The organism is Peribacillus muralis, assembly GCF_001439925.1.
Taxonomy (GTDB): domain Bacteria; phylum Bacillota; class Bacilli; order Bacillales; family DSM-1321; genus Peribacillus; species Peribacillus muralis.
Window position 1 is genome coordinate 35,746 of sequence record NZ_LMBV01000017.1, and the last position, 24,304, is coordinate 60,049.

The window sequence follows — 24,304 nt, forward strand, 5'->3', positions numbered from 1 at the left end:
GAACGCTCAGTTCATGCATGGAGGGAGCACGTCAATCATAGGCTGCCAATAAATGATCATATAACGTTAAGGTAAAATAAGTTCTTCATAATACTTTACCGGACGGTGCATCATTAGTAAAATATATATAATTTATTGCAACTATTAAGAATATTAATAATAGAAGGAGTATTCCTATGTATTATGATGCTTTAAAAACATTTGTGACGCTTGTGGAAGTCAAGAATTTCACAAAAACAGCAGAAATTCTTCTAATGTCACAACCTAGTGTTAGTTTGCACGTAAAAAAATTAGAAGAAGAGTTCCAAACCAAATTATTTCTCCGCTCACCTAAATTTTTGAAAGTCACCTTAACAGGAGAAATTCTTTACGATCGGGCTAAGCAAATGATCACCATTTATGAACAGACGATTCAAGACATTCAGGAACATGATCGATCGGTCAAAGGTGAGTTAAAAATAGGCGCAAGTTTTACAATTGGCGAATACATATTGCCTTCATTGCTCATTGACCTTCAACAGGACTATCCGGAACTTGAGCTTCAAGTTGTTATTGGAAACACGGAAGAAATAGTCAAGGCCGTTCGGTTATATAAAGTCGATATTGGTTTAATCGAAGGCCAAACAAATGAAAAAGAGCTATCCGTGCACCCCTTTATGCAAGATGAGTTATTCGTAGTTTCATCGAACGACCATGAGCTCGCATGCAAAGATGAAGTAACAATTGCCGATTTGCACGACCGAGCATGGGTAACAAGGGAAGTCGGTTCCGGCACACGTGAATATCTCAACCACGTCATACGTTCCAATGGCTTGAAAATTAAATCGATACTTACGATTAGCAGCAATCAAGGAATCAAGGAAACGTTGATCAAACATGGAGCAGGGCTCGCCCTCCTCTCCCGAAGTGTCATTGAGAGGGACGTCCAAAATAAGATTCTTTCTATTATACAGTTGAACAATCAGTCCTTTAACAGAACACTCTCGTACGTTTATTCTCCTATTATGGAAGAGAAAAAGAATGTGAAGACCTTTATCAGGGAGTTAAATAAAAAATGGCCTTTAAAAGCGAGGCCAATTGATAAATAAGCATCATTCTTTCATTTCGCCAAACCATACAAGGCCGTGGTTGAAAACACTCCTTCGAGTGCCTTGTATAGACTAATTTCGTTGATGTTGAATGGAGAAATGATACCTTTGATTCACACACAGTGGAATGAAACGGAAAAGTACAAACCTATGGACCATGGAAATTCTCTCTTCTTTTTCGCGCAGAGTGCAATGACACGATCGATGTACAGATCCTCCAAAACTATGGACAATCTGAAATGCTAACTTCATATTCACGCACAGTGGAATGGAACGGTCATTGTACAAATCCACATAAACTGTGAGCAACCTGATTTCAACTTCCGTTATCACGCAGAGTGGAATGCTCTTTTCGGCATTTTTCGAATATAAATCCTAAAACCATTCAACCCGTTCATTTATTTGTATAAAAATGTCGATAGTTAAAATATTCAAAAAATGAAAATTACTTGAATTAGCATGTTATATTGTTAATGAAAAAAATACATGTCAAGTAAGGTGAGTGTGTGACAATAGAAGTTTTAATTCTACATTATATTCAGGAAAAACGCCGGAAGCCCCATCATGCCAATGAATTGTTAGACTATATTCAAAATGAATACGTTAACGGTAAGCTGTCAATCTTACAATATCGAAGTCTCTGTCAGGATTTATACCTTAGAGGAGCAAATCCAACAACCTCTGGATGAACGAAATCTATTCCAAACTCCTTTGAAAACCAAGATAGCCATATTCATTCGTTTCCTTAACAAAGCCCACGGATCCTTAATACAAAATACCCCCCGTGATATGTCACCCTTAGACACATCATGGGGGGAAGCATTGCTATCTATCCACTAGACAAATAGATCCAAAATCAAAACAAGACCGAATGCCACAAAGGAAAGTAAAGTTTCCATGACTGTCCATGTTTTGAACGTTTCTTTTACGGTTAATCCCATATATTCCTTGACCAACCAGAATCCTGCATCATTAACATGAGAAAACATAAGAGAACCTGCACCCGTGGCAATTACGAGTAATTCCAAGTTAACACCCGTCATATTGGCAACGACAGGAGAAACGATTCCTGCTGCGGTGGTCAAAGCGACCGTTGCAGAGCCTGTTGCAATCCTGATCAATCCTGCCACAAGAAATGCAAGCACAATTGGTGATAAAGATATCTGTTCAGACATGGAAGCTATTGCAGTACCCACGCCACTATCAATTAAAATTTGCTTGAAGCCCCCACCCGCACCAATAATCAATATAATGGAAGCCAAAGGCAATAAGCATTCTTCCGTTAATTTTTTAATGAGCGATTTATCCATTCCTTGCCGATAGCCCAAGAAATAGTAAGCAGCAAAACAAGAGATTAATAGAGCAATTACCGGACTTCCGATAAACAATAAGAATTTTTCAATGGAAGCTGGTAATGGTAGATAAGGCGCCAACACCGTTAACACCATAAGCAACACAGGCAAAAGGATGATAAAGAACGAAACCCCTGTACCTGGTAATGCATTGGACTTCGTTTCCACCCGGATCAATTCCGGTTCCCCAACAGGAATTACCCGTTTTTGAATCCATTTTGCAAATAAAGGACCGGCAATTACAGCTGTCGGGAAAGCTATGATCAATGAGTAAAGAAGTACGTGCCCCATGTTAGCATTATAAATTCCGATTGCCGTCATGGCTCCCGGATGCGGGGGTACCAGCCCATGTACGATCGATAAACCAGCAAGTACTGGAATTCCTATTAATAGTATATTCACTTTAGTCGATTTTCGTATGGAAATGACCAAAGGGAGCAATATGACTAAACCCACTTCGAAAAATACCGGTATTCCGATGATGAAGCCAGATAACAGCATCGCCCATGGCAAATTCTTCACGCCGAATTTATGAATGAAGAAGTCGGCAACCTGCATGCCCGCTCCTGAGTCTGACATCATCTTCCCTAAGATCGTCCCTAAAGCCAAAATGCCAATTAGGTGTCCTAGCACTGCACCGACGCCCGTTTCGTAAGCGCCTACAATCTTGTCCATTGGAAGTCCGGAAAAAACAGCTAAAAATAAACTGGCTACAGTCAAACTTATGAATGCATGCCACTTCCACCATGATACACCCAAAATAACAATGACGATCGCTATCAGCGTGATTCCTAATAAATATAGCTCCATATGTTCTCCACGCCCCTAAGAAATCGCTTACATTCAGAGCCCAATACAATAGATGAATTATTGTATTGGTTCGTTATATGTAACGATGTAGTTTTGTTTTGTCGTGTTGTAATATCCTTCACTATACTCCTTGACATTTCCGTCCCCGTCACTTGAAATCCGAATCCGCTTTAACACAGCACTATTGTGTTCAATATTCAGTGCTTCACATATATGGTCTGGCGGGATGGTAACACCAAACTCGTCCCTGAATGCTTCAAGCTTGACGTTGTGATCCTCTAAAAAACGGTACAAAGAATTGATTTGGACCTCGTCCAACTCATTTTGGTTCAAATCCAGGGAAACGTAATGCGTAAAGTAAATATAAGGCTCATTGTCCAACAAATAGATTCTTTCAATGCTTATGCAATGATCGCCAAACAATGAATGCAGCTTAGAATCAGAAGAAAGTTCAAGATGACTTATGTTTAACATTTTCTTAAAAATGAAATGCCCTTCCTCCACCAATAGTTCCGTGAAGCGCTTACCTTTGGAAAGCTTCACAATCGAACCATTTGCTATGACTCTAGTTCCTTTACCGCTTTTCTTTTCAACATATCCCTCTTGCACAAGTTCTTTGATCGCATTGCGGACAGTAACCTTACTTACATTAAATTCTTCTTCCAATAGAGGCTCGGAGGGGATGTTCGTGTCAATGGCATAAACACCATGTAAAATACGATCCTTCAATATTTCTTTAATTTGTAAATACATCGGTCCATTTATCCTATTCACTTTCATCCCATATCTCCTGCCTTTTATCTCATTATATCTTCCATTTTACCTTCCATGGCGGACAGTATCTCCATCTCAGTTGCCAAAGGAGTATCACCAACGACAGTGCACGCCAGCATTCCTGATACAGCCGCAAACAGAACTGTCTTTTCCGGGGAAAAGCCTGTCAATTCTCCATGGAGGATTCCGCTCGTATATGCATCGCCTGAACCTATTCTATCATAAACGGAAAATGATAGGTTATCCGAAAAGTGAAATGTATGCTCCTTGTACAAGTATCCACGTAAAGTATGGGTATTATCACTATTGATAGAACGATGTGTCCCCGCAATCGACTGGATATTGAATTTTTTGGCCACTTCAGGGATCAAATCCCTAAGCTGTCCATCCCTTTGTGAGGAATTGGACTTCATTCCTAAAATATACAGTGCGTCTTTTTCATTCATCATGACAATATCCGCCAAAGAAAGCATCTCTTCATAATGAGGCTTGGCAACTGCATACCCTCCCTCCCATAAGGAAGGGCGGTAATTGCAATCGAAACAGACCGTACCGCCTTTGTCTTTCACCTTTCTCGCCAGCACCTTCATGCTTTCCCGTACATTATCCGCCATAGCAAGCGTAATCCCGCAAAAATGAATGATATCAGCCTTTTCAGCAATCAGATCCAAGTCATAATCGGAAAGCAAAGCTGTATTAAAACTGCTTTCCAGCCGATTTGAATAGGTGACCCGGCTTGCCCGTTGCCCAAAGCCGTTCTCCAGAAAGTACATCCCCAAATACTTGCCGCCCCTGATGATGAAATCCCGTTCAATGCCTAAATGCTGCAAGGAAACCACCGCTGAATCCCCAAGAGGATTATCCGGTAATTTTGTCACCAGATAACCATCGTGCCCAAGCTTTGTCATAGCAGAAGCTACGTTTACCCCAGTGCCTGAAAAGGAGTATTGCAAAGTGTTAGCTTGTGATAATAGTGCATGTCCCGGAACCTGCAAGCGCATCATCACTTCCCCGAATGCCACAATCCGTTTAGGCATGTTTTTCAACCAATGTTTTTGTCATGTTCAATAATTTCCTTACATCCTCCTCATTCGTTTTTCCGGTTTCTTTATCAATGATGGAAGAATAAACATGCGGAATGATTTTAGGCACTTTTGCTTCTAATGCTATTTCCAGGATGGTCTCGAAATTCTCCAAATCGATACCGCCAGTTGGTTCCAAGGCAAATCCTTCTTCACCGCAAGCTTTTGCCACGGCACGATACTCATCTTCATGCTTCAGGCCCTTCATCGGGAAGTATTTCAACGCATTGCCGCCCATATCCCGGACCAAGGCAATTGCCGCTTTGATCGGTACAACGGCAGTTTCACTCGCACCTGCACTAACAGGCCCGGTGGAAATATTCACATAACCAACTTTGCCAGTTGGAGAAACGAGTGAATTTATCCAACTATCCTTCTCGCCTAAATTGGCCCTTGTCGCTCCTACGCTTGGGAACACCTGATTAATATGGCTGCCAGGATAATATTTCGCAATTTCTGCAACAACTGCCGCCTGTCTATTATCACCAGCACCGAGGCCGATTGAAACTGCCTCATCTATGGCATCGCCATACTCTTTCATTGCATCAACGCCGGCTTCTACAGTTGGATAATCCTTAGAAAGCACCCCAACCAAGACATGGCCTTCCGCTGCGTTAAATACCTCCACAGCGTTTTCAACACTATTGGCAAGCACATTAAGAGCCACTCGATCATTCAAAAAACGTTTGTTTATGTTAGTCATCCTTGATTCCCTCCTAAAATGGTTCTTAACTGAGCTTCAATGACATGAATGTCATCACCTTGCAATGGACGCGGATCAATATCAAAAAAGCCTTGACGTACACCATAGTCACGAGTGTAGATGGCAATATTTCCATTTTTCAGCTGCAGGTTAACTTCCTTTGCCGTTGTTTCCGTAACCACAGGATCGATGGAGATACGAGCTCTATAGATGGCCCTACCTGCTTCATCTTGAACAATCGTTACTTTTACGCCATCAATTGATTCCAGAGACGCAAGAACTTGTAAACTAGCTTTTTCTTGTTCGCTTTTGTCCGCTTTGACAAAATACTCATCCAATGCCTGAAGCAACCCAAAGGTTGTTTCTTTGCCAACTTTCATACTCCTGCCACTACAGTGCAATTGTACCTTTAACCACTCGATATATTTTTGTTTCCCAGCAACAATACCCGATGTTGGTCCTTCAATCGCTTTTGAACCACTGTAAATCGCTAAATCCGAGACTTGTACATATTTTTTCAAGTCTTCTTCCGCTGCAGCATCAACAATCAAAGGGATATTATTAGCTTTGGCCACTTCCCAGGCTTCTTCGACCGATATCATATTTTTTTGAACAGCATGATGTGATTTCACGTATAAAATAGCCGAAGTATTTTCATTAATGGCATCGCTAATATGCTCTGCCTTGCCTTCGTTCGCATACCCCACTTCAACCAATTTTCCGCCACCAAGGTAAATCATCGTTTCGACTGGCGCTCCATACTGAACATTATGTCCTTTCAGCATGATGACTTCATTCTTTTGAATATGATCTTGATGAAGTCTTTCACTTTTCCTTCTGTTTCCTTCAGTCACGATTGCCGCAATCGAAAGGGCAATTCCACTGGAAGCTGAGTTTACGACGACCGCTGCTTCAGATTGAAGTAAATTCGCTATATGCTGTCCTGATTTATCGACTAATTCAGAGATTTCAACATAATTTTGTCCACCTGTTTTCATCGCATCCATCACAGTATCAGTTGGAGCAGAAACACCTAGTATACTCATTCTTCCGCTAGCATTAATAACTCTTTTCAAACCGTATTTAGCATTCATTGAATTCTCCATTAATAACCACTCCTTTTACGACTACTCTTTTTTCCGCCATCCTTTTTTCGCCTTCTGAATCCTGCAGAAGGGTTGACTCATCTTCAATTGAAAATAAAGTCAGGTTTCCTATATCCCCTACTGAAATCCTTCCTAGCTCTGGCTTACGCAGCCACACTGCTGCATTAACCGTAACTGCATCTATTACCTCTTTTAAGGGGTATCCAAGATACAAAAACTTAGTAAGCACATTTGCCATACTATAAACAGGTCCATTCAATCGATTTCCCCGATATATATCTGTACTGATCGTATTGAAGCGAATATCCCTCTTTTTTGCAACTTCTGCAGTTGGAAAAGAAAAGCTTGCTGTTCCATGACCAACATCCAGATGAACCCCTCGTTCAATCGCTTTATTAAATTCAGGTAGGGGCTCTCCTTTTTCATCGAATAAATTATTGGCTTTACCATTTAAGTAGTGCGTAATAATATCTTGTTGCTCTAGTAAATTAAGGACCTCTCTAATATCAGGCGGCCCTGAACCGATATGGACCATTAAAGGCAATCCAGTATCAGCAGAGAATTTTCTGGCAATTTTTAATGGTTCGATACCATTGGGACCTACGACGCTTTTACTTATTCTCGCTTTAAGTCCAACTATAAAATCACCATACTGTGAAATGGCCTTTTTTAATTCCTTTTCATCAAGCCATGAAGTATCTGATAACTCATCAATCCTTTTCAACCCGATCCGCGAAATATTCAGAAAGGCGAAAACATTCGTTTTGGAGTTTTTATAGCTGCTAACCAGATCGGAAATTTGATCTGCCCCGGTGCTCCCCGCATCAATCACCGTCGTCACACCCGTTTTATAGCCAATCTCATCAACATCATCACCATAAGGATCTAGTTCCGGAAAGGCATGTACATGCAAATCAATCCATCCACTAGAAACAAATACTTTCTGCTTATAGTCGATTATTTTATCGCCTATCCCAGTTCCGGGCGGGACAATTTCAATAATTTTTCCATTTTCCAATATGATGTCTACAGCAATTCCATTTATCGTTTTTACATTTTGCAGTACGAACCTACCTGTCATTTCACTCATCCTTTTCGGTACGCCCTATAATTTGTTAAATAACAATTTGGATACGTTTACAACTCTTTTTCATTTGTTTATTTATCTGAATAAACATAGATTATCACACTTTTTAAAATTAATCAATATAACGTTATAATGTTTAATTATATTTTCATTAGCTTTTGCTTTAGTAATGTAATCTCATTAAGAATTTTAGTCCTTAAAATAAAAGTCGGGAGGAAAAAAATTTTCCCTCCCGACTTTTATGAATCGTTACATACTACCCTTTTTTCTTTATATACAACAATATAATTAAGCCAACCATTGCTATAAATAATAGTAATAGGTCTATGTTGTACATGGAAAATAAATTTCGATCAGCTATTATTATGGAAGACAACCTGATGATAAAACCTAAACATAAAGAAATAAGGACTATCAACACTGTCTTTAAACTCTTTTTATTTTTTTCCATATATATCTTGACCTTTCATATAAAGATATTTATCCGATAAGTCGATTTTTTCAAAAGTCCTCGGTAAAATCAGTTTTACAGAGGACCTGGGGCTTTCCTACATCCACATTAGCCTTACATATCAGGCTTATAGAGCTCGAACCTTTTAACTTTAAGCGAAAATCTCATATATAGGGGGTTCGGAATTTTCCATTCCGAACCCCCTTTTAATACAAGCTGTAGAAATGCTTATTTAATGATTTTGCAGCCTGTTATTATATGTCCCGTAAATAAATGGAAAGACTCTAATTCACTTTTTTTATTCCCTTCCAATGGATTTCCCTTAAACGGTATTTTTGCAGTTTGCCTGTTGCCGTTTTCGGTAAGGCTTTTACGAATTCAACGGTTGTAGGGGCTTTAAAGTGAGCCATTCGGGAGCGGCAAAAGGTAATGATTTCATTTTCCGTCACAGACGCATGATCTTGAAGGACAATGATCGCCTTTGGCGTTTCACCCCATTTATCATGCGGAACGGCGATGACCGCGACCTCCAATACATCAGGATGCTTATACAATATCCCTTCTATTTCTGTTGAAGAGATATTTTCGCCCCCGGATATGATTAAGTCTTTAGCTCTGTCCTGGATTTCAATATATCCGTCAGGATGGGTCACGGCCAGATCACCTGTGTAAAACCAGCCGTTCCTGATCGCTTCGGCCGTTTTTTCCGGATCTTTATAATATCCTTCCATGACAACATTGCCCCGAGTAATGATTTCTCCTAATTCCTTCCCATCCCAAGCGACTTCCACCCCGTCTTGATTGACAACCATCGTCTCCCCATTAAAAACCAATTCAATCCCTTGTCTTGCCTTTATCATTGCTTGATCATCGGCTGATTTGGCTTCATGTTCTTCCTTCCATTCATTATATAAGATGAATGGTGAGGTTTCCGTCAATCCATATACGTGGATCATATTCAATCCCAGGGTCTGCTCCGCCTTATGAATAAGGGCGGCTGATGGTGGAGCTCCCGCCGTTGCCATGCGTGGACGCACCTTGATTTCGGTTTCCTTTGCCTTTGGGTCATTCACGAGCATATTGACGACAGTCGGTGCTCCACATAATAACGTAATAGTATATTGTGAGAATAAATGGAGGATTTGAGCCGGATCGACTTTTCTCAAACAAACATGGGTACCCCCAGTTGCCGTAATCGCCCAAACTCCTCCCCATCCGTTGGCATGAAACATGGGGAGCGTATGGAGGTACACATCATCATGCCTCAATGCCAGATGATAAATGAAATTGGCGGCATTCATGTAATTGCTGCGGTGGGTTAACATGACCCCCTTTGGCTTTGAGGTCGTTCCACTCGTATAATTGATAGTCAAAAGTTGATTTTCATCGATTGTAAGCTCTGGGAGTTTTTCATTGTATGCATGTAAAATGAAATTCTCATAGTTTATTCCAGGTAAAGTGGTTTCATGTCCTTCAACAGGTACAATTATGATTTTTTCCAATGATAATTCAGAAATGATCTTTTCGATTGGAGCGGTGAATTCTTCATCGACTATCAACATTTTTGCATCGCTATGTTTGATTATATATTCCAAATCCTTAGCAGAAAGCCTGTAATTCAAGGGCACCATTACCGCGCCCAATTGACAAATCCCATAAAAACATTCCAGCATATAGTGTGTATTCGGCAACATCACAGCAATATGATCACCTTTTTCTATTCCTGAAGAACATAGTGCTATCGAAAATTGATCGACACGCTGGCCGAATTCCTTGTATGTAAACACTTTCTCTTCATCGATCACTGCCACTTTGTGAGGATAATATTTTACGGCCCTTCGCTTCCAATCCATTGGGGTTAATGGTGAAATCATGATAACCAACTCCTTCATCCGAAATGTTCCTCATGAGTCAAGGACATAAACTTTTGATTCATATTGTATTTCCGACTGACATATCCTCCTATATCGAATGATAAGGGGGTTTAATTAGTTTTAATATTCAGATAATTATACCGATAAAGAAGCGTCCCACTTTAGAACGCACCGCTTTATTACCTATTGCTTTTATTTTAAAAGGAACGAACCCTTTTTTGCAAGATTAACATTGATCCTCTATACATGACGATACATGCTCTGTCAGCTTTCCGACGATTTGTTTTAGGCGCTTCGTTTCCTCTTCATTCAACACGCTATAAAAGTCGTTAAAGATCTTGGTGAAACACTTATTGATGGAATGATACGTTTTTTTTCCACCTTCCGTGGCTTGGATGTAAACGACTCGTCGATCATCCTCGCTTTGACACCTTTCAATCAAATTCTTCCGTTCAAGCCTGTCAATTAGAGCTGTTGCAGCTGCAGGTTTGATTTTCAAGTGATTCGATACATATTTTACAGCTAACGATTCATCTAAGACGATTAGCTGCAATGCGCGATACTGTACGGATGTTAAATCATATTTAACCAACAACGGTTCGACCAATTCCTGGGAGAGGCTGCTTAGCTCCTTGATTTCTATATGTAAATTATACAATTCACTTGGATTCATGTTTGACAATCCTTTCTTATTGACAACTATCTATCATTAACTATAACATAATTAACGTATCGAAAAATTAACCATGCGAATTAAATTGGTTATTGATTATTAAAGAAAGAGAGAGGCTGTCCATGTCAGCAGAACAACGCAAAAAGATCATTATTCTCATGATCAATATGTTTATAGCAATAGGGAGTTTCGGTATCATCATACCCATTTTACCAGCATACCTTGCTTCCATTAATCAAGGCGGAACCGCCGCTGGTCTAATGATCGCCATTTTCGCAGGTGCCCAACTTATCTTTTCCCCGATCGCGGGAAAATGGACTGATCAATATGGGCGCAGAAAAATGATCATTTATGGATTGGTCGGTTTGACTTTATCGATGTTCATTTTTTATGCGGTCAATTCGATTTGGTTATTGTATGCGTCTCGTATCATCGGTGGAGTTGGAGCTGCTTTGCTTATACCCGCAATTTTTGCTTATGTAGCGGATATCACCACGTTTGATCAACGAGCTAAAGGAAATAGTTTAGTATCTGCCGCGATGTCGCTTGGGATTGTAGTAGGTCCAGGGATTGGAGGATTTTTAGCTGACTTTGGCTTAAAGTTTCCATTTTTGATTTCTGCACTCGTATCACTATCAGCCGTGGTATTTTCCATTTTTGTTTTAAAGGAAAGCGAAACGGAGCAAGTTGCCACTATCCAGGAGAACAATGACTCAATGGCTCGCAAGATTGCCTTATCTGTAAAAATGCCCTATTTCATTCCTCTTATCATTACACTTGTAATGAGTTTTGGTTTAATGGCTTACGAATCTGTCATTGGTCTTTATCTTGACAATCAATTCAATTCAAGTCCAAAGGATATCGCCGTCATGGTTACAGCAACCGGTATCGTCAGTGTAATCGTCCAGCTATTTGTCGTCGACCGGATCGTCCGCCGTTTCGGGGAAGTGAATGTGCTGAATATCTTTATCAGTGTGGCAGCCGTTGGTTTCCTTCTTTCACTTTTTGCTTCAAGTTATCTGATTTTCTTTTTAATTTCACTTATCATCTTCCTTTCCACATCCATCTTACGTCCAGTTCTTAACACATTGATTTCGAAGATGGCAGGAAATGAGCAGGGCTTTGCGATGGGGATGAATAATGCATACATGAGCATAGGAAATGTGCTGGGACCTACTTTAGCTGGATTAATGTACGATATCCACATTACCTATCCGTTCATGTTGGGCCTTTTCCTCTTGATCATTACGTTAATGATTACCATGGCTTGGCAAAAACGGTCGCTTCATAAAAAGGCATTATCCTAGAGCTGAATGCAAGATCAGGTTAATACTTTTAAACAAACCCCCGAATAATGCTCACTATTCGGGGGTTTCGTCATGATTTTCCGTTTTTCCTATCTTCATGTAATCATTATCGAGATCCTCCAAAATAATAAATCACGAGTAACGCTTCAACTTCTCGAGTGTTCGCTTCATCGTTTTGATTTACATGCATTTACCCTATATGAAAAGCGACCTTATTCTTAGTAATAAGGTCGCTTTTCATTCAGATATTGTGAATTGAATGGATTTCAGTTCATATAGACGGCTTTTTTCTCTTTACTGCTTTCAAAAGCCGCATCAATGATTTTAATGACCGATAACCCCTCCAGTCCAGTGACTGGCGCTTTTTTCCCGCTCAATATACTATCGGCAATTGCCTGGTAATACGTTAAATAAGATCCATGCACTGTTTCAACGGTTTCATGTATCTGATTTTCGCCTTCAACCGTAACCAGCTTTCCAAAGAATTCGGGATCATCTGCACCCCAAGAGTCATCCATCGGTTTTTTCCCTTCACTTAAGGCCGCCTCTTGGCAGTCAAGACCGTACTTGATGAATGATCCTTTGCTTCCATGCACCTGAAACCGCGGTCCATTAACTGGAACGATTGAGCCTGAATGCAAGATGACTCTTAGTTTTTCATATCCTAATATCACATGAAAATAATCATCCGTTTCTGCATTTTCTTTTTGGGAAAATACATCTGCCCAAACGAATTGCGGCAAACCAAACAAATGCAGTGCCTGATCGATGAGATGTGACCCTAAGTCATAAAGCATACCGGATCCCGGACCTGGCTTTTCTCTCCATCTATCCCTGACCACAGGCCTGTATCGATCATAATGGACTTGGTATGTATTGATTTCCCCAAGCGCCCCATCATCGATAAGTTTTTTCACCGTCAAAAAGTCATTATCCCATCTTCGGTTATGATAGACACTTAATAGCAGTTTCTTTTGCTCGGCAATCTTATTGAGCTCCTCTGCCTCCCAAGCCTCCACTACCATCGGCTTTTCGAGGATGACATGCTTCCCGGCCAACAAACTTTGCTTGGCCATTTCATAATGCAAGCCACTAGGTGTCGTAATAACAACCAATTCAATGGACGCGTCTTCAAGAATTCCCTCTAATTTGCTTACCACTTCCACATCTTTCAAATCTTTTTGAACTTTTTCCTTATTAGAGCTGACAACTTTCGCTATTTGAAACTGCCCTAAAACACTAAGTAATGGCGCGTGAAAAGTAGCTCCTGACAATCCGTACCCTACTATGCCAACTTTAATTTTTCTCATTTTCGTTCCCACTCGCTTTCTTGTTACTCTTAAATAATTATAACCTGGTTACAATTCGTTGTTCGGGTACATATCTCTCAAAAATTTGACAGACTCATTAATCAATTGTTTCAATACATCCTTATCGATATCTGCCACTTTATTGATGTACACACACGCTTTTCCGGAAGTGTGTTTTCCAAATATCTGTAACAATTCTTCCCTTTTTTTATCCTCTGGAGAGAAATATAGACTGATTTTAGCTTTTCGAGGGGAAAAGCCTACCAGAGGGGCATCCCCTTCGTGACCTGATTCATACTTATAGTGATAGGTACCGAATCCAATAATGCTCGGTCCCCACATCTTTGCCTCATAACCTGTCGTTTTCGAGAAGACATCCAACAATTCATATGCATCTTCACGCTTTTTTGGATTATCGACGTTCTCAATGAACTCAATGACGTTACTGTCAGTTTCTTTAGTTTTTTGTTTATACATGACCGGACCCTCCCATACTAAAAGTTTGATGTCCTTTGCTCAAAACTCACGCACTATATGAATAGTGTTTGGATTGATGTGTATGTATACAGCCTATCCGCTATATTCCTAGCTATTAAGCGATTTCGCGGACGAGCTTCATTACTAATTCTCCATGCTTTATGGCAAACCCTTCAATCAATACCTTATATATTATAGAACATTGATTCTTTTTATTCTATTTTAATAACAGCGTTTAAAATTTTGTGAATTTTTCTACGATCAGAACATATCATTCTGATCGTAGATTTTTAGTGTATCAGTTGCAAACAGTTAATCCAATCCTATTTTCGCCGGATTTTTTCAATTTCATCAGCTATGAATTGTACTTGTGTCCCTACGATGACTTGAATGCTTTGGGGACCCACGATATTGATTCCAGCAACCCCTGATGATTTGATTTTACTCTGATCGACTACTTCCATATTTTCCACTTCAACCCTCAATCGGGTAACGCAGTTATCTATCGATGTTACGTTTGCGTCTCCGCCTAATCCCTCATAAATAGAAGAAGCCATTTTAAAGAATTTACTCTCTTTATCCCCGATTTGATTGATATCCGCTTCCGCAATCGCTTTGACATCATCAAGCTCATCTTCTGGTTCATCTTCTCTGCCGGGAGTCATTAAATTGAACCTTGTTATCAAGAAGCGGAATAAGAAATAGTAGATGACTGCAAAAGCCAGTCCTTGAAAAAGTAGCATATAAGGTTCACTTGCCATTGGCAATCTGGAACTTAACACAAAGTCTATGAATCCTGCACTAAAACCGAAGCCTGCTGTCCATTGGAAAGTCGCAGCAATAGCTAATGATATCCCTGTTAATAAGGCATGCACAACAAATAATGCTGGTGCAACAAACATGAAAGCAAATTCCAACGGTTCAGTAACGCCCGTGAAAAATGAAGCGAAACCTGCTGCGAGCATTAATGAGGCCACTTGTTTTTTCTTCCGCGATTTTGCAGTATGGTACATGGCAAGAGCTGCAGCCGGCAAACCGAACATCATGACGGGGAAGAATCCAGCTTGATACATGCCTGTTGTTCCTTTAATTCCTGTCCCAGCCCAAAATTTGCCGATATCATTAAGTCCTATTACATCGAACCAGAATACGGAATTTAACGCATGATGTAAACCTGTTGGTATTAACAGCCGATTGAAGAATCCATAGATCCCTGCTCCAACGGCGCCTAACTCACTTATTCCTTCCCCGAATGTAACTAACCAGGAGTAAATGAGCGGCCATACGAAAAATAAGACAAGCGAAACCAGTAACATTGCAACCGCCGTGAGGATCGGCACCAGCCTTTTGCCACTGAAGAAAGCGAAGGCGTCGGGGAGTTTGACCTTACTAAACCGATTAAACATGGAAGCAGCCACAAGCCCCGAGAGAATTCCGACAAATGCATTTTTTATTTTCTCGAATGCTGGATTTACATCTTTTGCATCGATTCCCTGCAGCATCGCTACCGAGTCCGTGGAAAGCAATGTCGTTACGACCAAATAGGCTACCAGCCCGCTCAAAGCGGCGGCTCCGTCTTTTCCTTTCGCCATCCCCAATGCCACTCCAACGGCAAACAAAATAGCCATATTGTCTATGATCGAAGAACCTGCTTTTATTAAGAAAGCCGCTAACGGACTTCCCGCTCCCCATCCTGCTGGATCTATCCAATAACCGATACCCATCAATATGGCGGCCGCCGGCAAGACTGCTACCGGCAGCATCAAAGACCGTCCAATATTTTGTAGATATTTTTTCATTCCGCTTTCCTCCTGACAATGACAGATTTAGGGCAACCCCCATATTCTATTAGACAACGGTTCCTTCCATTTTAGAACTCATTTCATATATAAATGTCCCAACTTTAGGCAAATGCCTCAACATTTATACTAAAAAGCATGAAATGAAACGGGATCCTCCAAATCTAAGGACGATCCGAATTCACTTACGTCTTCATGCAAAGTGGAGGGAACGGAACGGACGATATTTGATCGGAGATGATGTACTGTAGGCCTGTTGCTTGCGCTTCTATTAGTGACACGGGTATCCTACATATACATTAAAACTCTGAGAACTGTAGGTAAGCAAACGAAACTCCATCTTCATGTTCACGCAAAGTGGAATGAAACGGAAGGTGCGACACTCCTGCGGGGAATGCGTGTCTACTTGAGACACCGCAGGCTAAAAGCCGAGGAGGCTCAAGGACCGCCTCTGGATAAGGGAGCGCCTGCAGTGGAAAGGAACGGTCTAACTCAATCCCTCCAATCGTCATATCATTCTTGCGTTCATGTAGCGTGACACGAAGTGTGGAATGAAACGTTAAAAAAACTGTAGACAAACGAGTTTGTCTACAGCCATAAGTCTAAACGAGCTTTTATCTTCATCTATAAAGCAAGTATTTTTTGCGAACCTTTTTAAATGCATCTAGATCATCCTCATATTCACTCATGATCTCATTTACAGATGCACCATCCTCAATTTTCCCCTTTACCCAGCCATTACCGATCAAGAGACTGAAGTTGTTTGCTTGCAGGAATTCAAAATCATTTGGATATAAATCATGGATGGTCTTGATGATATGAAGCCCAGTAGGAACAGCCTTGAATTTCTTCCTATCCGAAACATAAATCTCCACTCCATGGCTAAGTTTACCAGCATGTTTTGAAAAAGTAGGTGTAAAGGATGCTGCCCTGAATTTTACGCCAGGCAACCGCAATGCATTTAATTTGCCAGCAAGCTCATCACTGTTTATATAAGGTGCACCAATCAACTCGAATGGTTTCGTCGTTCCTCTGCCTTCCGAGACATTCGTTCCCTCTATCAATCCTGTAGCGGGATATACGAATGTCGTGGAAACGGTCGGGATGTTCGGTGATGGCAAGACAAAAGGGAGACCAGTATCGTCATAATCCATATCTCGCTTCCAGCCTTTCATCTTGATGACCTTTAGATCTGCTCCGATTTTAAACTGCTTATTAAACAATGTCGCGAGTTCCCCAACAGTCATCCCATGTTTAAGAGGGATTGGATACATACCGACAAAAGATGAGAACTCAGGCTCAAGTATCGGTCCCTCAACTGACACCCCGCCTTGTGGGTTCGGACGGTCCAGCACGATAAATGGGATGTCATTTTCTTTCGCCGCTTCCATTGCATAAGCCATCGTGTAGATATACGTGTAAAAGCGTGTTCCGACATCCTGGATATCAAAAACGAGGACCTCAACATCCTTCAACATTTCAGGCGTCGGTTTTTTCGTTTTTCCATATAAGCTATAAACGGGCAACCCTGTTTTTTCGTCTATATAGAACTCAACACTAGCACCAGCTTGCGCATCTCCCCGCACTCCATGCTCGGGACCAAATAACGCAGTCAACTGAATATCCGGATCGTCATGAAGCAGATCGACGATGCTCGTTAATTCTGAGTCGATGCCTGTTGGGTTCGTGATCAAGCCGACTTTCTTTCCGCTTAATACGTTCTTGTCATCTTTTAAAAGAACTTCGATACCGGGACTGACCTTGTTCTTTTTCTTCTCGTTATCAGCGGTTACACTTTTTGAAGAAACGATTCCGAAAGTTAGCATGCATATGGTCAATAAGAACATTATTCTTTTCAACTTATTTCCCCCTTATTATTTAATGGGTTTCCCTGATTTAATATTTAATCCATAGCCGAATTTGTAAAGGCTTTCATTCGGCTTGGTTACTGATGGAATATCAACCGGCAACGTGCCTTTAGGTTTTGAATTTCCAAAGATGGCCGAAATGCCTGCCGGGATATTGGGCTGTCTATAACGACCATTCGAATACCCTTTGAACCCGTAAACAGCAAGAACGGCTTTCGCTTCTTCAAAGTTTGCAGCATCATAGGGGTTTCTTAAACTCATTAATACAAATTCTTTCTCTTTCTTCTTAGCATCATTCATGACTGCCCTTGGAAATGCTGTTGCCCACTTCGACGAATCCTGGACGCTATCATCGATTACCCCATCATTGACGGCCGGATCGTTTTTGACAATATAGGAACCAGTTATGACAAAGTCCGATTCATCAATCAGTTCGGCCACTTCATTAGTAAATGTCTTTCCTGAAAAACTCATACCTGTTATTTGGACTTTCTTTATTTTCTTTTTATGGGCTAATTCGCTGATGCTCCTGGACATGGATTCAACTTGGTCATCAAAAGGAGCAAGAATTAGTACTTTATCATTTTTCTTAGGTTTGAAGGGCAATGTTTTGTCTTCATTTTTCAATAGAGTGATGGCATCTTCCGCCATTTTCCTTTCTTTTTTCAAATGTTTTTCATTCCCGACTATTTGAAGCGCTGTTTTGATTTTTTTATCGATCGGAGTATCATCAGAGTTTAATATCCCTCTTTTCTCTTTCATTTCCAGTATCCTCGTTACAGATCGATTGACTTGATCTAGAGGAATTTCCCCGCTTTCCACTGCTGCCTTCACTGCATTGAATACAGAGGTTAAATTTTTTTCCATTTGAAGTGAATTCACTTGTGCAGGCATCAAGGCAATATCGACACCTGATTTAAGGGCAAGGACCACAGCTTCTTCCTGTCCGAAGTTGTCAGCAATCGCTTTCATATTCAAAGCATCTGTGACGACAACACCGTCAAAACCCATTTCTTCACGTAATAGACCTGTAATGACCTTATGTGACAACGTTGCAGGAACCATAATTTCTTGACCGTCTTTTTTACTGATATACATAGTATCATCAAAAGCAGGAAATTGGACATGTGCGGTCATCATCATGTCAACTCCAGCATCGATAGCCCTTTGGAAAGGAACCAACTCGACGGAACGCAAACGGTCTTTATCATGAGAAACAAGAGGGAGACCATAATGACTATCGACCGCTGTATCTCCATGGCCAGGGAAATGCTTGGTCGTTGCTATCATGTTCTGACTTTGCAATCCTTTTATCGTCTGAATGCCAAGCTTTGATACAAGTTTCGGATCAGAACTAAAGGAACGAACGCCAATGACAGGATTTCCTGGATTGTTATTAATATCGACAGACGGCCCAAAATTGACATTGATGCCTAGTGACGACAGTTCCTTGCCAATGATTTCTCCAGATTGATAAGCGTACCTCTCATTTCTGGCTGCACCAAGTGCCATATTACCAGGTAGATTCGTTCCAGTTTGAAGCCTTGTAACAATACCTCCTTCCTGATCAATTGTTATGAACAGCGGAAGATCCGGGCTTGCCTCCTGTAAACCATCTGTGAGCCGAACCGTCTGTTCAGTATCGACTACATTCTCAGCAAACAGAATCACTCCGCCCAAATGATATTTTTTGATGATGCTTGCAACTTCTGAGTTCATTTCAACAAACCCCGTCGCCTTACTTTCTCCCTGTTTTTGCCAATTCCGAAAATCCGGCATCAGCATTTGACCGACTTTTTCATCCATTGTCATGTTTTCTACGATTTTATGAATATCCGAAACGGATTTTTCGTTCCCTGACTTCTTTGCTGTCGCCGTTCCTCCTAGAATGGATAAAATCAATAATAATGCGATTCCGGCAGAGATACATTTCCTTTTTATCATGTAGACTTCCTCCCTTGTATATTTTTTGGTTCTGAAGCAACAATTCCATATCCACTTCCAAGAAGGGGTAAAAATGAAAGGAAATGAACTTTATAGATCCTATAAAGAAATCAAGGCAGCATTGGGAATCCCAGCACCGCCTCATTTAACAAGCCTTCATGACAAATATCCATTAATCTCTGTATAATTGATTCATAGAACACAATTGGTTACACATTTATAAGTTGTATCGTTTGACCAGGCTTTAGAAGGGATAGCAAGGGAATATCTTCTTCCATAACTCGCCCTATCACATTCACCCGATGATTTGCATCTAAGTCCCTTTTGCAAATCTGAACCTCTCCCCGATATCTTCCGTAAGCATCATTGTCCATCGTTATGGCTCCAAGACTGCGGGCAACTGTATTCCTGGGCTCAACATTTTCTGTAACCCGTGTATTTTGCAGCCGCAAAACATCTTGAGAAACATCTGGCCTCACAGTATACTGACCGCTTTGCAAAATGAGGGAGTCCACTCTAATAGCTAGTATATTTTCATTTTCATAAGCGATTAGATTCTCAAGCAGATGATCCTCCGTTCCTTGATCTCCAACGTAAACTCCTTCCACATGCTGAAACAGCTCAATGCCGGCTGCGTAAGGATTCATGAACCTGTGTCTTTCAAGCGTCGGGAGTCCGGCATGTAACGGACCACGCTTACTCCCTGCACCCGGGATGAAAGCATAGATCGGTATCCCGTATTTTTTGAACATTTGATTTTGCTCATGAAAGAATGCTTCCTCAAGGCCCGTTTCAGGCCTTGGATAAAAATTATGCCAAGCTATCAGGCTTTCCGGCTTGATGCCGCTTCGAAGTACGGCCAGTAGCTCTTCTTCATTCAGCGTGCTTGCATTTAATGAAAGAGAAAACACCTTGGATAACGCGGTTATCGTTTCCTGGTCGAACCCATCATCAAGTCGAATGCCCTTCACACCTAATGGCGCTAAATCCGTAAATTCATCAATCCCCAAATGATCAAGCGTGTTTAAAGAAACATCTGCATGAATATCCATTTCATAAGTCTGTGCAAGCTTTAAAAGCTCCCTCATCCTTCCGACGAGTTCACCTTTTTCTTCTGGAATATGAAGCGAGGTGAACGCCCGCTTCACTCCTAAATTGGCAGCATGAATGATTTGTCTTTTCGCATGCGGGTCCTGTAGATAAAAGGAGATTCCGATCACTTGAATTCAACCGCCATTTCATCTTTAAATCCAAACAAATAGGTGAAAATGAATCCTGCTACGTAAGATAGCAGCAAACCAGCCAGGAACAGTCCGATTTGATTCGCATGCACTAAAAAGGTTAGCGGCAGACCCGATACACCGATGGACGAAGTGGCAATTGCGAAATGAGCTTGAAATGCCCCCCCTACACCTGCGCCTAAACAGGCAGTTAAAAATGGACGGCCCAATGGCAGCGTCACCCCAAATATAAGAGGCTCGCCGATACCAAGCAATCCAGAAGGAAGTCCCCCGCCGATTGCTCTTTTTAGACTTTCTTTCTTTGTTTTCATGTAGATGGCGAATGCCGCCCCTACTTGGCCTGCACCACCCATGGCCAAAATAGGAAGAAGGGGATCATCCCCAATCGAATTGATCAACTCCAGATGAACAGGCGTTAAACCTTGATGCAACCCCGTTATGACGAGAGGGAGGAAAGCTGCCCCAAGCACGAAACCAGCAACTACTCCGCCGAAATCCAGGAGATTCAATAGCCCTGATGTAATGGCATCTGATAAAAACCCTCCAACTGGCATAAAAACAACGTACGTGAAAATCCCTGTAATTAACAAAGCGATGGTTGGCGTCAAGATGATATCCAATGATGGAGGAATGAATTTTCTGACTTGTTTTTCGACTAGCGCAATGAATATGGCGGCAAAAAGGACGCCAATCAAACCTCCACGACCCGGGAGCAGGTTTTCACCGAATAAGGCAATGTCACCGACGGCCGGATTGATGACCAAAATACCAGCTACTGCACCAAGTGCGGGCGATCCACCGTATTCCTTTGCCGCATTCGTCCCTACCAAAATCCCCAAGTAAGCAAACAATCCAGATCCAATAACAGTTAAAACGATAGCTAATTGCGATTTTTCAGAAAGCCAGCCCGCTTGAACGACCGCTTTCGTAATTCCAGTAATCAAACCTGAAGCGACCAATGCCGGAATTAATGGAATGAAAATACTTGCAATTCTGCGTAAAAAAAGTTTAAGCGGTTTAGCATTTTTCTTATTAATCTCCGATTTATTCTTTGAGGCCATTTCCTTCAAGTCCAAATCCCCAGCAGACACGAGAAGCTTTTCGAACTCTGCATGAACCTTGTTCACCACACCTGGTCCAAGGACGATTTGGATCGTCTCCTCTTCTATGACGCCGATAACACCTTCCGTATTTTTTAAATCTTCCATGTTTACTTTTGAACGATCGATCGGCATTACCCTTAGTCTGGTCATACAATGCACAGCGTCCCCGACATTCGAGACCCCACCTAATTTGCCCAATAATTCTTCTGCTAAACTGGCGTACTTATCTTTCTTGGTCATACCATTGCCCCCTTTGTAAAAACTATAAACTTTTTATTTATAACCATCCGTCATAGATTTGATGGCAGCTCTTGTGTTATCGATATATTGGACGGTTTCTTCATATTGCTCTGAAGCCATTCCCAAAAACAAAATATCGATTAAATATAGTTGTGCCAATCGTGAGGATGTTGCTGCACTTCGAAACGGTGCTTCTCTCGAAAAAGATGTATACAGCGTGGCGTCACACAACGAAGATACCGTTGTTTGGCCATGATGAGTCAGCCCGATCGTCTTGACCCCACGTTCCTTTGCCAGCTTCAATATATTGATAACTTCAGGTGTTTCACCTGAGAATGAAATGGCAAAAACGACGTCACTTTCTGCCGCATTGGCAATCAAGGTTGCAACTAAATGCATATCCGTAAACGCAGTTGCCCCTTTATTGATGCGGAGCAATTTTTGCTGAGCATCGGCAGCGACGATATTCGAGGCACCCACTCCGCAAAAGTGAACGGTTTTAGCGTCCAGCATTAAAGCAATGGCTTGTTTGAGATTGTCGTGATCGATAATCTCAGATGTGTCCCGAATGGTTTGAATCGAATTGCTCGTCGTTTTCTCGACAATGCGATACAGTGATTCCGAAGGCTCGATATCCCGGTATCCTTGTTCAACATTCTTCATCAAATCTCCGGCAATCCGTATTTTTAAATCCTGAAATCCTTTTATCCCAAGCGATTTACACAATCTAATAACAGCAGCCCCACTTGAATTGGCGGATGTGCTCAATTCCTGTACCGTACTGTTCACCACTTCATGAGGATTCTGAAGAATATATTCTGCTAGTTTTTGTTCTGATTGCGGAAGTTTGTTCAGCATCGTCTGTATGATGGATAATCCTCCTGTAGCCATATATCTTCTCTCCTTAATCTTCGCAGATCGAGATGGCCTTTCTGACATCTCCATCCGCTTTTTCTAGTAACTCCGTGGCTTGAACATAATCTCTTGACGTTTTTATCATGACAATTGCTGGTTTAACTTGATTATTTGCAGCTTCGAGGATGCTCTTCGCGTGATCATAGTTTGCATCCGTTACCGTTTCAATGATGCGTACGGCACGCTCCTTCAGTTTTTGATTGCTTACATGTACATCCACCATAAGATTTTCATACACTTTCCCCATTCGAATCATCGTTGCCGTAGAGATCATATTGAGCACCATTTTATGTGCCGTTGCCGCTTTCATTCTCGTCGACCCTGTGATTACCTCTGGTCCGACTACCACTTCGATGCCAATATCCGCAGCTTCCGTAATGCTCGCGTCTGTATTACTTGATAAAGCAACCCCTTTAGCGCCGATTTTTTTGGCATAACGTAAGGCCCCTATCACATATGGGGTACGCCCGCTTGCTGCAATGCCAATCACCGTATCATCCGCTGTTAGGTCCACCTCAATTAAATCACGTTCCCCATATTCTTCTTTATCCTCTGCTCCTTCAACGGCATGAACGAATGCACTTTTTCCCCCTGCAATGATTCCGAGGACCGTTTCAGGCGGTGTGCTGAAGGTCGGCGGACATTCAACGGCATCGAGAACACCGAGCCTTCCGCTCGTTCCCGCACCAACATATATCAGCCTTCCACCCTTCTTTAACGATTCAACAGCCCACTCAACCACTGTTTCAATTTCCGGTAAAACCTTCTGCACGGCTACAGCCACTTTTAGGTCTTCGTTATTGATTGCTGAAATGATTTCCATCGTATTCATACGATCGATGTTCTTTGTTCCTTCATTTCGCATTTCAGTCATTAATGAACGCAGATGTTCTTCCATAGACAAATAGATCCTCCTATTATCAATCACTTAAATGTAATTTCATTATTTAGTAGATAATAATGAAATTATATTTCATATTATGTTTAATGATAGCGTTTTCATGACTGAAATACAAGATATTTTTTTAGTATTTGTTAGTTAGCCCTTTATTTTCCTCGATGATGATATAGATTGGAAATGCATTTAGGGGCGCCTACCA

The 24,304-nt window shown here is 41.3% G+C and carries 21 protein-coding genes; 3 read left to right on the forward strand and 18 right to left on the reverse strand.

The window, feature by feature from the left end:
• Positions 1-176: 176 nt before the first annotated feature.
• Complete coding sequence (locus ASU00_RS17705) at positions 177-1,088, forward strand: LysR family transcriptional regulator (RefSeq protein WP_057914809.1); 912 nt, start codon at positions 177-179, stop codon at positions 1,086-1,088.
• 506 nt (positions 1,089-1,594) lie between these two features.
• Entirely contained in the window at positions 1,595-1,777 is a 183-nt protein-coding gene (yppF, locus tag ASU00_RS24660; RefSeq protein ID WP_082630413.1) for a YppF family protein, read from the forward strand.
• Positions 1,778-1,924: 147 nt separating this feature from the next.
• On the opposite strand, the gene ASU00_RS17710 is transcribed toward yppF, so the two are convergent.
• The 8 genes from ASU00_RS17710 to ASU00_RS17745 all read right to left on the reverse strand — a co-directional run bounded on the left by ASU00_RS17710 (position 1,925) and on the right by ASU00_RS17745 (position 11,000).
• The gene (locus tag ASU00_RS17710; RefSeq protein ID WP_057914810.1) at positions 1,925-3,250 is read right to left on the reverse strand and encodes a GntT/GntP/DsdX family permease; all 1,326 of its coding nucleotides are present in this window, start codon (positions 3,248-3,250) and stop codon (positions 1,925-1,927) included.
• Between the two features lie 57 nt (positions 3,251-3,307).
• Entirely contained in the window at positions 3,308-4,030 is a 723-nt protein-coding gene (locus ASU00_RS17715) for a GntR family transcriptional regulator (RefSeq protein WP_057914811.1), read from the reverse strand.
• Positions 4,031-4,047: 17 nt separating this feature from the next.
• Positions 4,048-5,061: a sugar kinase gene (locus tag ASU00_RS17720; protein ID WP_057914812.1), complete on the reverse strand. Its 1,014-nt coding sequence runs from the start codon at positions 5,059-5,061 to the stop codon at positions 4,048-4,050.
• Positions 5,054-5,809 (reverse strand): 2-dehydro-3-deoxy-phosphogluconate aldolase, encoded by a 756-nt coding sequence (gene dagF / locus ASU00_RS17725; protein ID WP_057914813.1) that lies wholly within the window; start codon positions 5,807-5,809, stop codon positions 5,054-5,056. Before dagF ends, ASU00_RS17720 begins: the two co-directional genes overlap by 8 nt.
• Positions 5,806-6,915 carry a DgaE family pyridoxal phosphate-dependent ammonia lyase gene (locus tag ASU00_RS17730; RefSeq protein WP_057914814.1) on the reverse strand — a complete coding sequence of 370 codons (1,110 nt, stop codon included), beginning with the start codon at positions 6,913-6,915 and terminating at the stop codon, positions 5,806-5,808. Before ASU00_RS17730 ends, dagF begins: the two co-directional genes overlap by 4 nt.
• Positions 6,893-7,996, reverse strand: a complete 1,104-nt coding sequence (locus ASU00_RS17735; protein ID WP_057914815.1) for an amidohydrolase/deacetylase family metallohydrolase — start codon at positions 7,994-7,996, stop codon at positions 6,893-6,895. The genes ASU00_RS17730 and ASU00_RS17735 overlap by 23 nt, the downstream gene beginning before the upstream one ends.
• A gap of 741 nt (positions 7,997-8,737) precedes the next feature.
• Positions 8,738-10,327, reverse strand: coding sequence for a long-chain-fatty-acid--CoA ligase (locus ASU00_RS17740; RefSeq protein WP_057914850.1), 1,590 nt, complete (start codon positions 10,325-10,327; stop codon positions 8,738-8,740).
• Positions 10,328-10,553: 226 nt separating this feature from the next.
• Positions 10,554-11,000: a MarR family winged helix-turn-helix transcriptional regulator gene (locus tag ASU00_RS17745; RefSeq protein ID WP_057914816.1), complete on the reverse strand. Its 447-nt coding sequence runs from the start codon at positions 10,998-11,000 to the stop codon at positions 10,554-10,556.
• Positions 11,001-11,122: 122 nt separating this feature from the next.
• On the opposite strand from ASU00_RS17745, the gene ASU00_RS17750 reads away from it, so the two are divergent.
• Complete coding sequence (locus ASU00_RS17750; protein WP_057914817.1) at positions 11,123-12,307, forward strand: MFS transporter; 1,185 nt, start codon at positions 11,123-11,125, stop codon at positions 12,305-12,307.
• A gap of 266 nt (positions 12,308-12,573) precedes the next feature.
• Here ASU00_RS17750 and ASU00_RS17755 read toward each other — a convergent pair whose 3' ends face one another.
• The 10 genes from ASU00_RS17755 to murQ all read right to left on the reverse strand — a co-directional run bounded on the left by ASU00_RS17755 (position 12,574) and on the right by murQ (position 24,102).
• Positions 12,574-13,617 carry an oxidoreductase gene (locus tag ASU00_RS17755; protein WP_057914818.1) on the reverse strand — a complete coding sequence of 348 codons (1,044 nt, stop codon included), beginning with the start codon at positions 13,615-13,617 and terminating at the stop codon, positions 12,574-12,576.
• Positions 13,618-13,665: 48 nt separating this feature from the next.
• The gene (locus tag ASU00_RS17760) at positions 13,666-14,094 is read right to left on the reverse strand and encodes a DUF1801 domain-containing protein (protein WP_057914819.1); all 429 of its coding nucleotides are present in this window, start codon (positions 14,092-14,094) and stop codon (positions 13,666-13,668) included.
• A gap of 323 nt (positions 14,095-14,417) precedes the next feature.
• Positions 14,418-15,893: an N-acetylglucosamine-specific PTS transporter subunit IIBC gene (nagE, locus tag ASU00_RS17765; RefSeq protein WP_057914820.1), complete on the reverse strand. Its 1,476-nt coding sequence runs from the start codon at positions 15,891-15,893 to the stop codon at positions 14,418-14,420.
• Positions 15,894-16,192: 299 nt separating this feature from the next.
• Entirely contained in the window at positions 16,193-16,471 is a 279-nt protein-coding gene (locus ASU00_RS25080) for a hypothetical protein (protein ID WP_152983788.1), read from the reverse strand.
• Positions 16,472-16,513: 42 nt separating this feature from the next.
• Positions 16,514-17,719: an exo-beta-N-acetylmuramidase NamZ family protein gene (locus tag ASU00_RS17770; protein ID WP_236712768.1), complete on the reverse strand. Its 1,206-nt coding sequence runs from the start codon at positions 17,717-17,719 to the stop codon at positions 16,514-16,516.
• A gap of 48 nt (positions 17,720-17,767) precedes the next feature.
• Positions 17,768-19,705 carry a glycoside hydrolase family 3 protein gene (locus tag ASU00_RS17775; RefSeq protein WP_057914822.1) on the reverse strand — a complete coding sequence of 646 codons (1,938 nt, stop codon included), beginning with the start codon at positions 19,703-19,705 and terminating at the stop codon, positions 17,768-17,770.
• A 209-nt stretch (positions 19,706-19,914) separates the two neighbouring features.
• Positions 19,915-20,925, reverse strand: a complete 1,011-nt coding sequence (locus ASU00_RS17780) for a MupG family TIM beta-alpha barrel fold protein (RefSeq protein ID WP_057914823.1) — start codon at positions 20,923-20,925, stop codon at positions 19,915-19,917.
• A complete protein-coding gene (locus ASU00_RS17785; RefSeq protein WP_057914824.1) occupies positions 20,922-22,289 on the reverse strand; it encodes a PTS transporter subunit EIIC in 1,368 nt (455 codons plus the stop codon). Before ASU00_RS17785 ends, ASU00_RS17780 begins: the two co-directional genes overlap by 4 nt.
• A gap of 33 nt (positions 22,290-22,322) precedes the next feature.
• Positions 22,323-23,180 (reverse strand): MurR/RpiR family transcriptional regulator, encoded by an 858-nt coding sequence (locus tag ASU00_RS17790; protein WP_057914825.1) that lies wholly within the window; start codon positions 23,178-23,180, stop codon positions 22,323-22,325.
• 13 nt (positions 23,181-23,193) lie between these two features.
• Positions 23,194-24,102, reverse strand: a complete 909-nt coding sequence (gene murQ, locus ASU00_RS17795; protein WP_082630415.1) for an N-acetylmuramic acid 6-phosphate etherase — start codon at positions 24,100-24,102, stop codon at positions 23,194-23,196.
• Positions 24,103-24,304: the final 202 nt, after the last annotated feature.

Excerpts from the sequence above, each read along its gene's own strand:
- ASU00_RS17705 (WP_057914809.1), top strand. The coding sequence starts at position 177 with ATGTATTATGATGCTTTAAAAACATTTGTGACGCTTGTGGAAGTCAAG.
- ASU00_RS17710 (WP_057914810.1), bottom strand. The coding sequence starts at position 3,250 with ATGGAGCTATATTTATTAGGAATCACGCTGATAGCGATCGTCATTGTT.
- ASU00_RS17715 (WP_057914811.1), bottom strand. The coding sequence starts at position 4,030 with ATGAAAGTGAATAGGATAAATGGACCGATGTATTTACAAATTAAAGAA.
- ASU00_RS17720 (WP_057914812.1), bottom strand. The coding sequence starts at position 5,061 with ATGCCTAAACGGATTGTGGCATTCGGGGAAGTGATGATGCGCTTGCAG.
- dagF (WP_057914813.1), bottom strand. The coding sequence starts at position 5,809 with ATGACTAACATAAACAAACGTTTTTTGAATGATCGAGTGGCTCTTAAT.
- ASU00_RS17730 (WP_057914814.1), bottom strand. The coding sequence starts at position 6,915 with ATGGAGAATTCAATGAATGCTAAATACGGTTTGAAAAGAGTTATTAAT.
- ASU00_RS17735 (WP_057914815.1), bottom strand. The coding sequence starts at position 7,996 with ATGACAGGTAGGTTCGTACTGCAAAATGTAAAAACGATAAATGGAATT.
- ASU00_RS17740 (WP_057914850.1), bottom strand. The coding sequence starts at position 10,327 with ATGATTTCACCATTAACCCCAATGGATTGGAAGCGAAGGGCCGTAAAA.
- ASU00_RS17745 (WP_057914816.1), bottom strand. The coding sequence starts at position 11,000 with ATGAATCCAAGTGAATTGTATAATTTACATATAGAAATCAAGGAGCTA.
- ASU00_RS17750 (WP_057914817.1), top strand. The coding sequence starts at position 11,123 with ATGTCAGCAGAACAACGCAAAAAGATCATTATTCTCATGATCAATATG.
- ASU00_RS17755 (WP_057914818.1), bottom strand. The coding sequence starts at position 13,617 with ATGAGAAAAATTAAAGTTGGCATAGTAGGGTACGGATTGTCAGGAGCT.
- ASU00_RS17760 (WP_057914819.1), bottom strand. The coding sequence starts at position 14,094 with ATGTATAAACAAAAAACTAAAGAAACTGACAGTAACGTCATTGAGTTC.
- nagE (WP_057914820.1), bottom strand. The coding sequence starts at position 15,893 with ATGAAAAAATATCTACAAAATATTGGACGGTCTTTGATGCTGCCGGTA.
- ASU00_RS17770 (WP_236712768.1), bottom strand. The coding sequence starts at position 17,719 with ATGCTAACTTTCGGAATCGTTTCTTCAAAAAGTGTAACCGCTGATAAC.
- ASU00_RS17775 (WP_057914822.1), bottom strand. The coding sequence starts at position 19,705 with ATGATAAAAAGGAAATGTATCTCTGCCGGAATCGCATTATTATTGATT.
- ASU00_RS17785 (WP_057914824.1), bottom strand. The coding sequence starts at position 22,289 with ATGACCAAGAAAGATAAGTACGCCAGTTTAGCAGAAGAATTATTGGGC.
- ASU00_RS17790 (WP_057914825.1), bottom strand. The coding sequence starts at position 23,180 with ATGGCTACAGGAGGATTATCCATCATACAGACGATGCTGAACAAACTT.
- murQ (WP_082630415.1), bottom strand. The coding sequence starts at position 24,102 with ATGGAAGAACATCTGCGTTCATTAATGACTGAAATGCGAAATGAAGGA.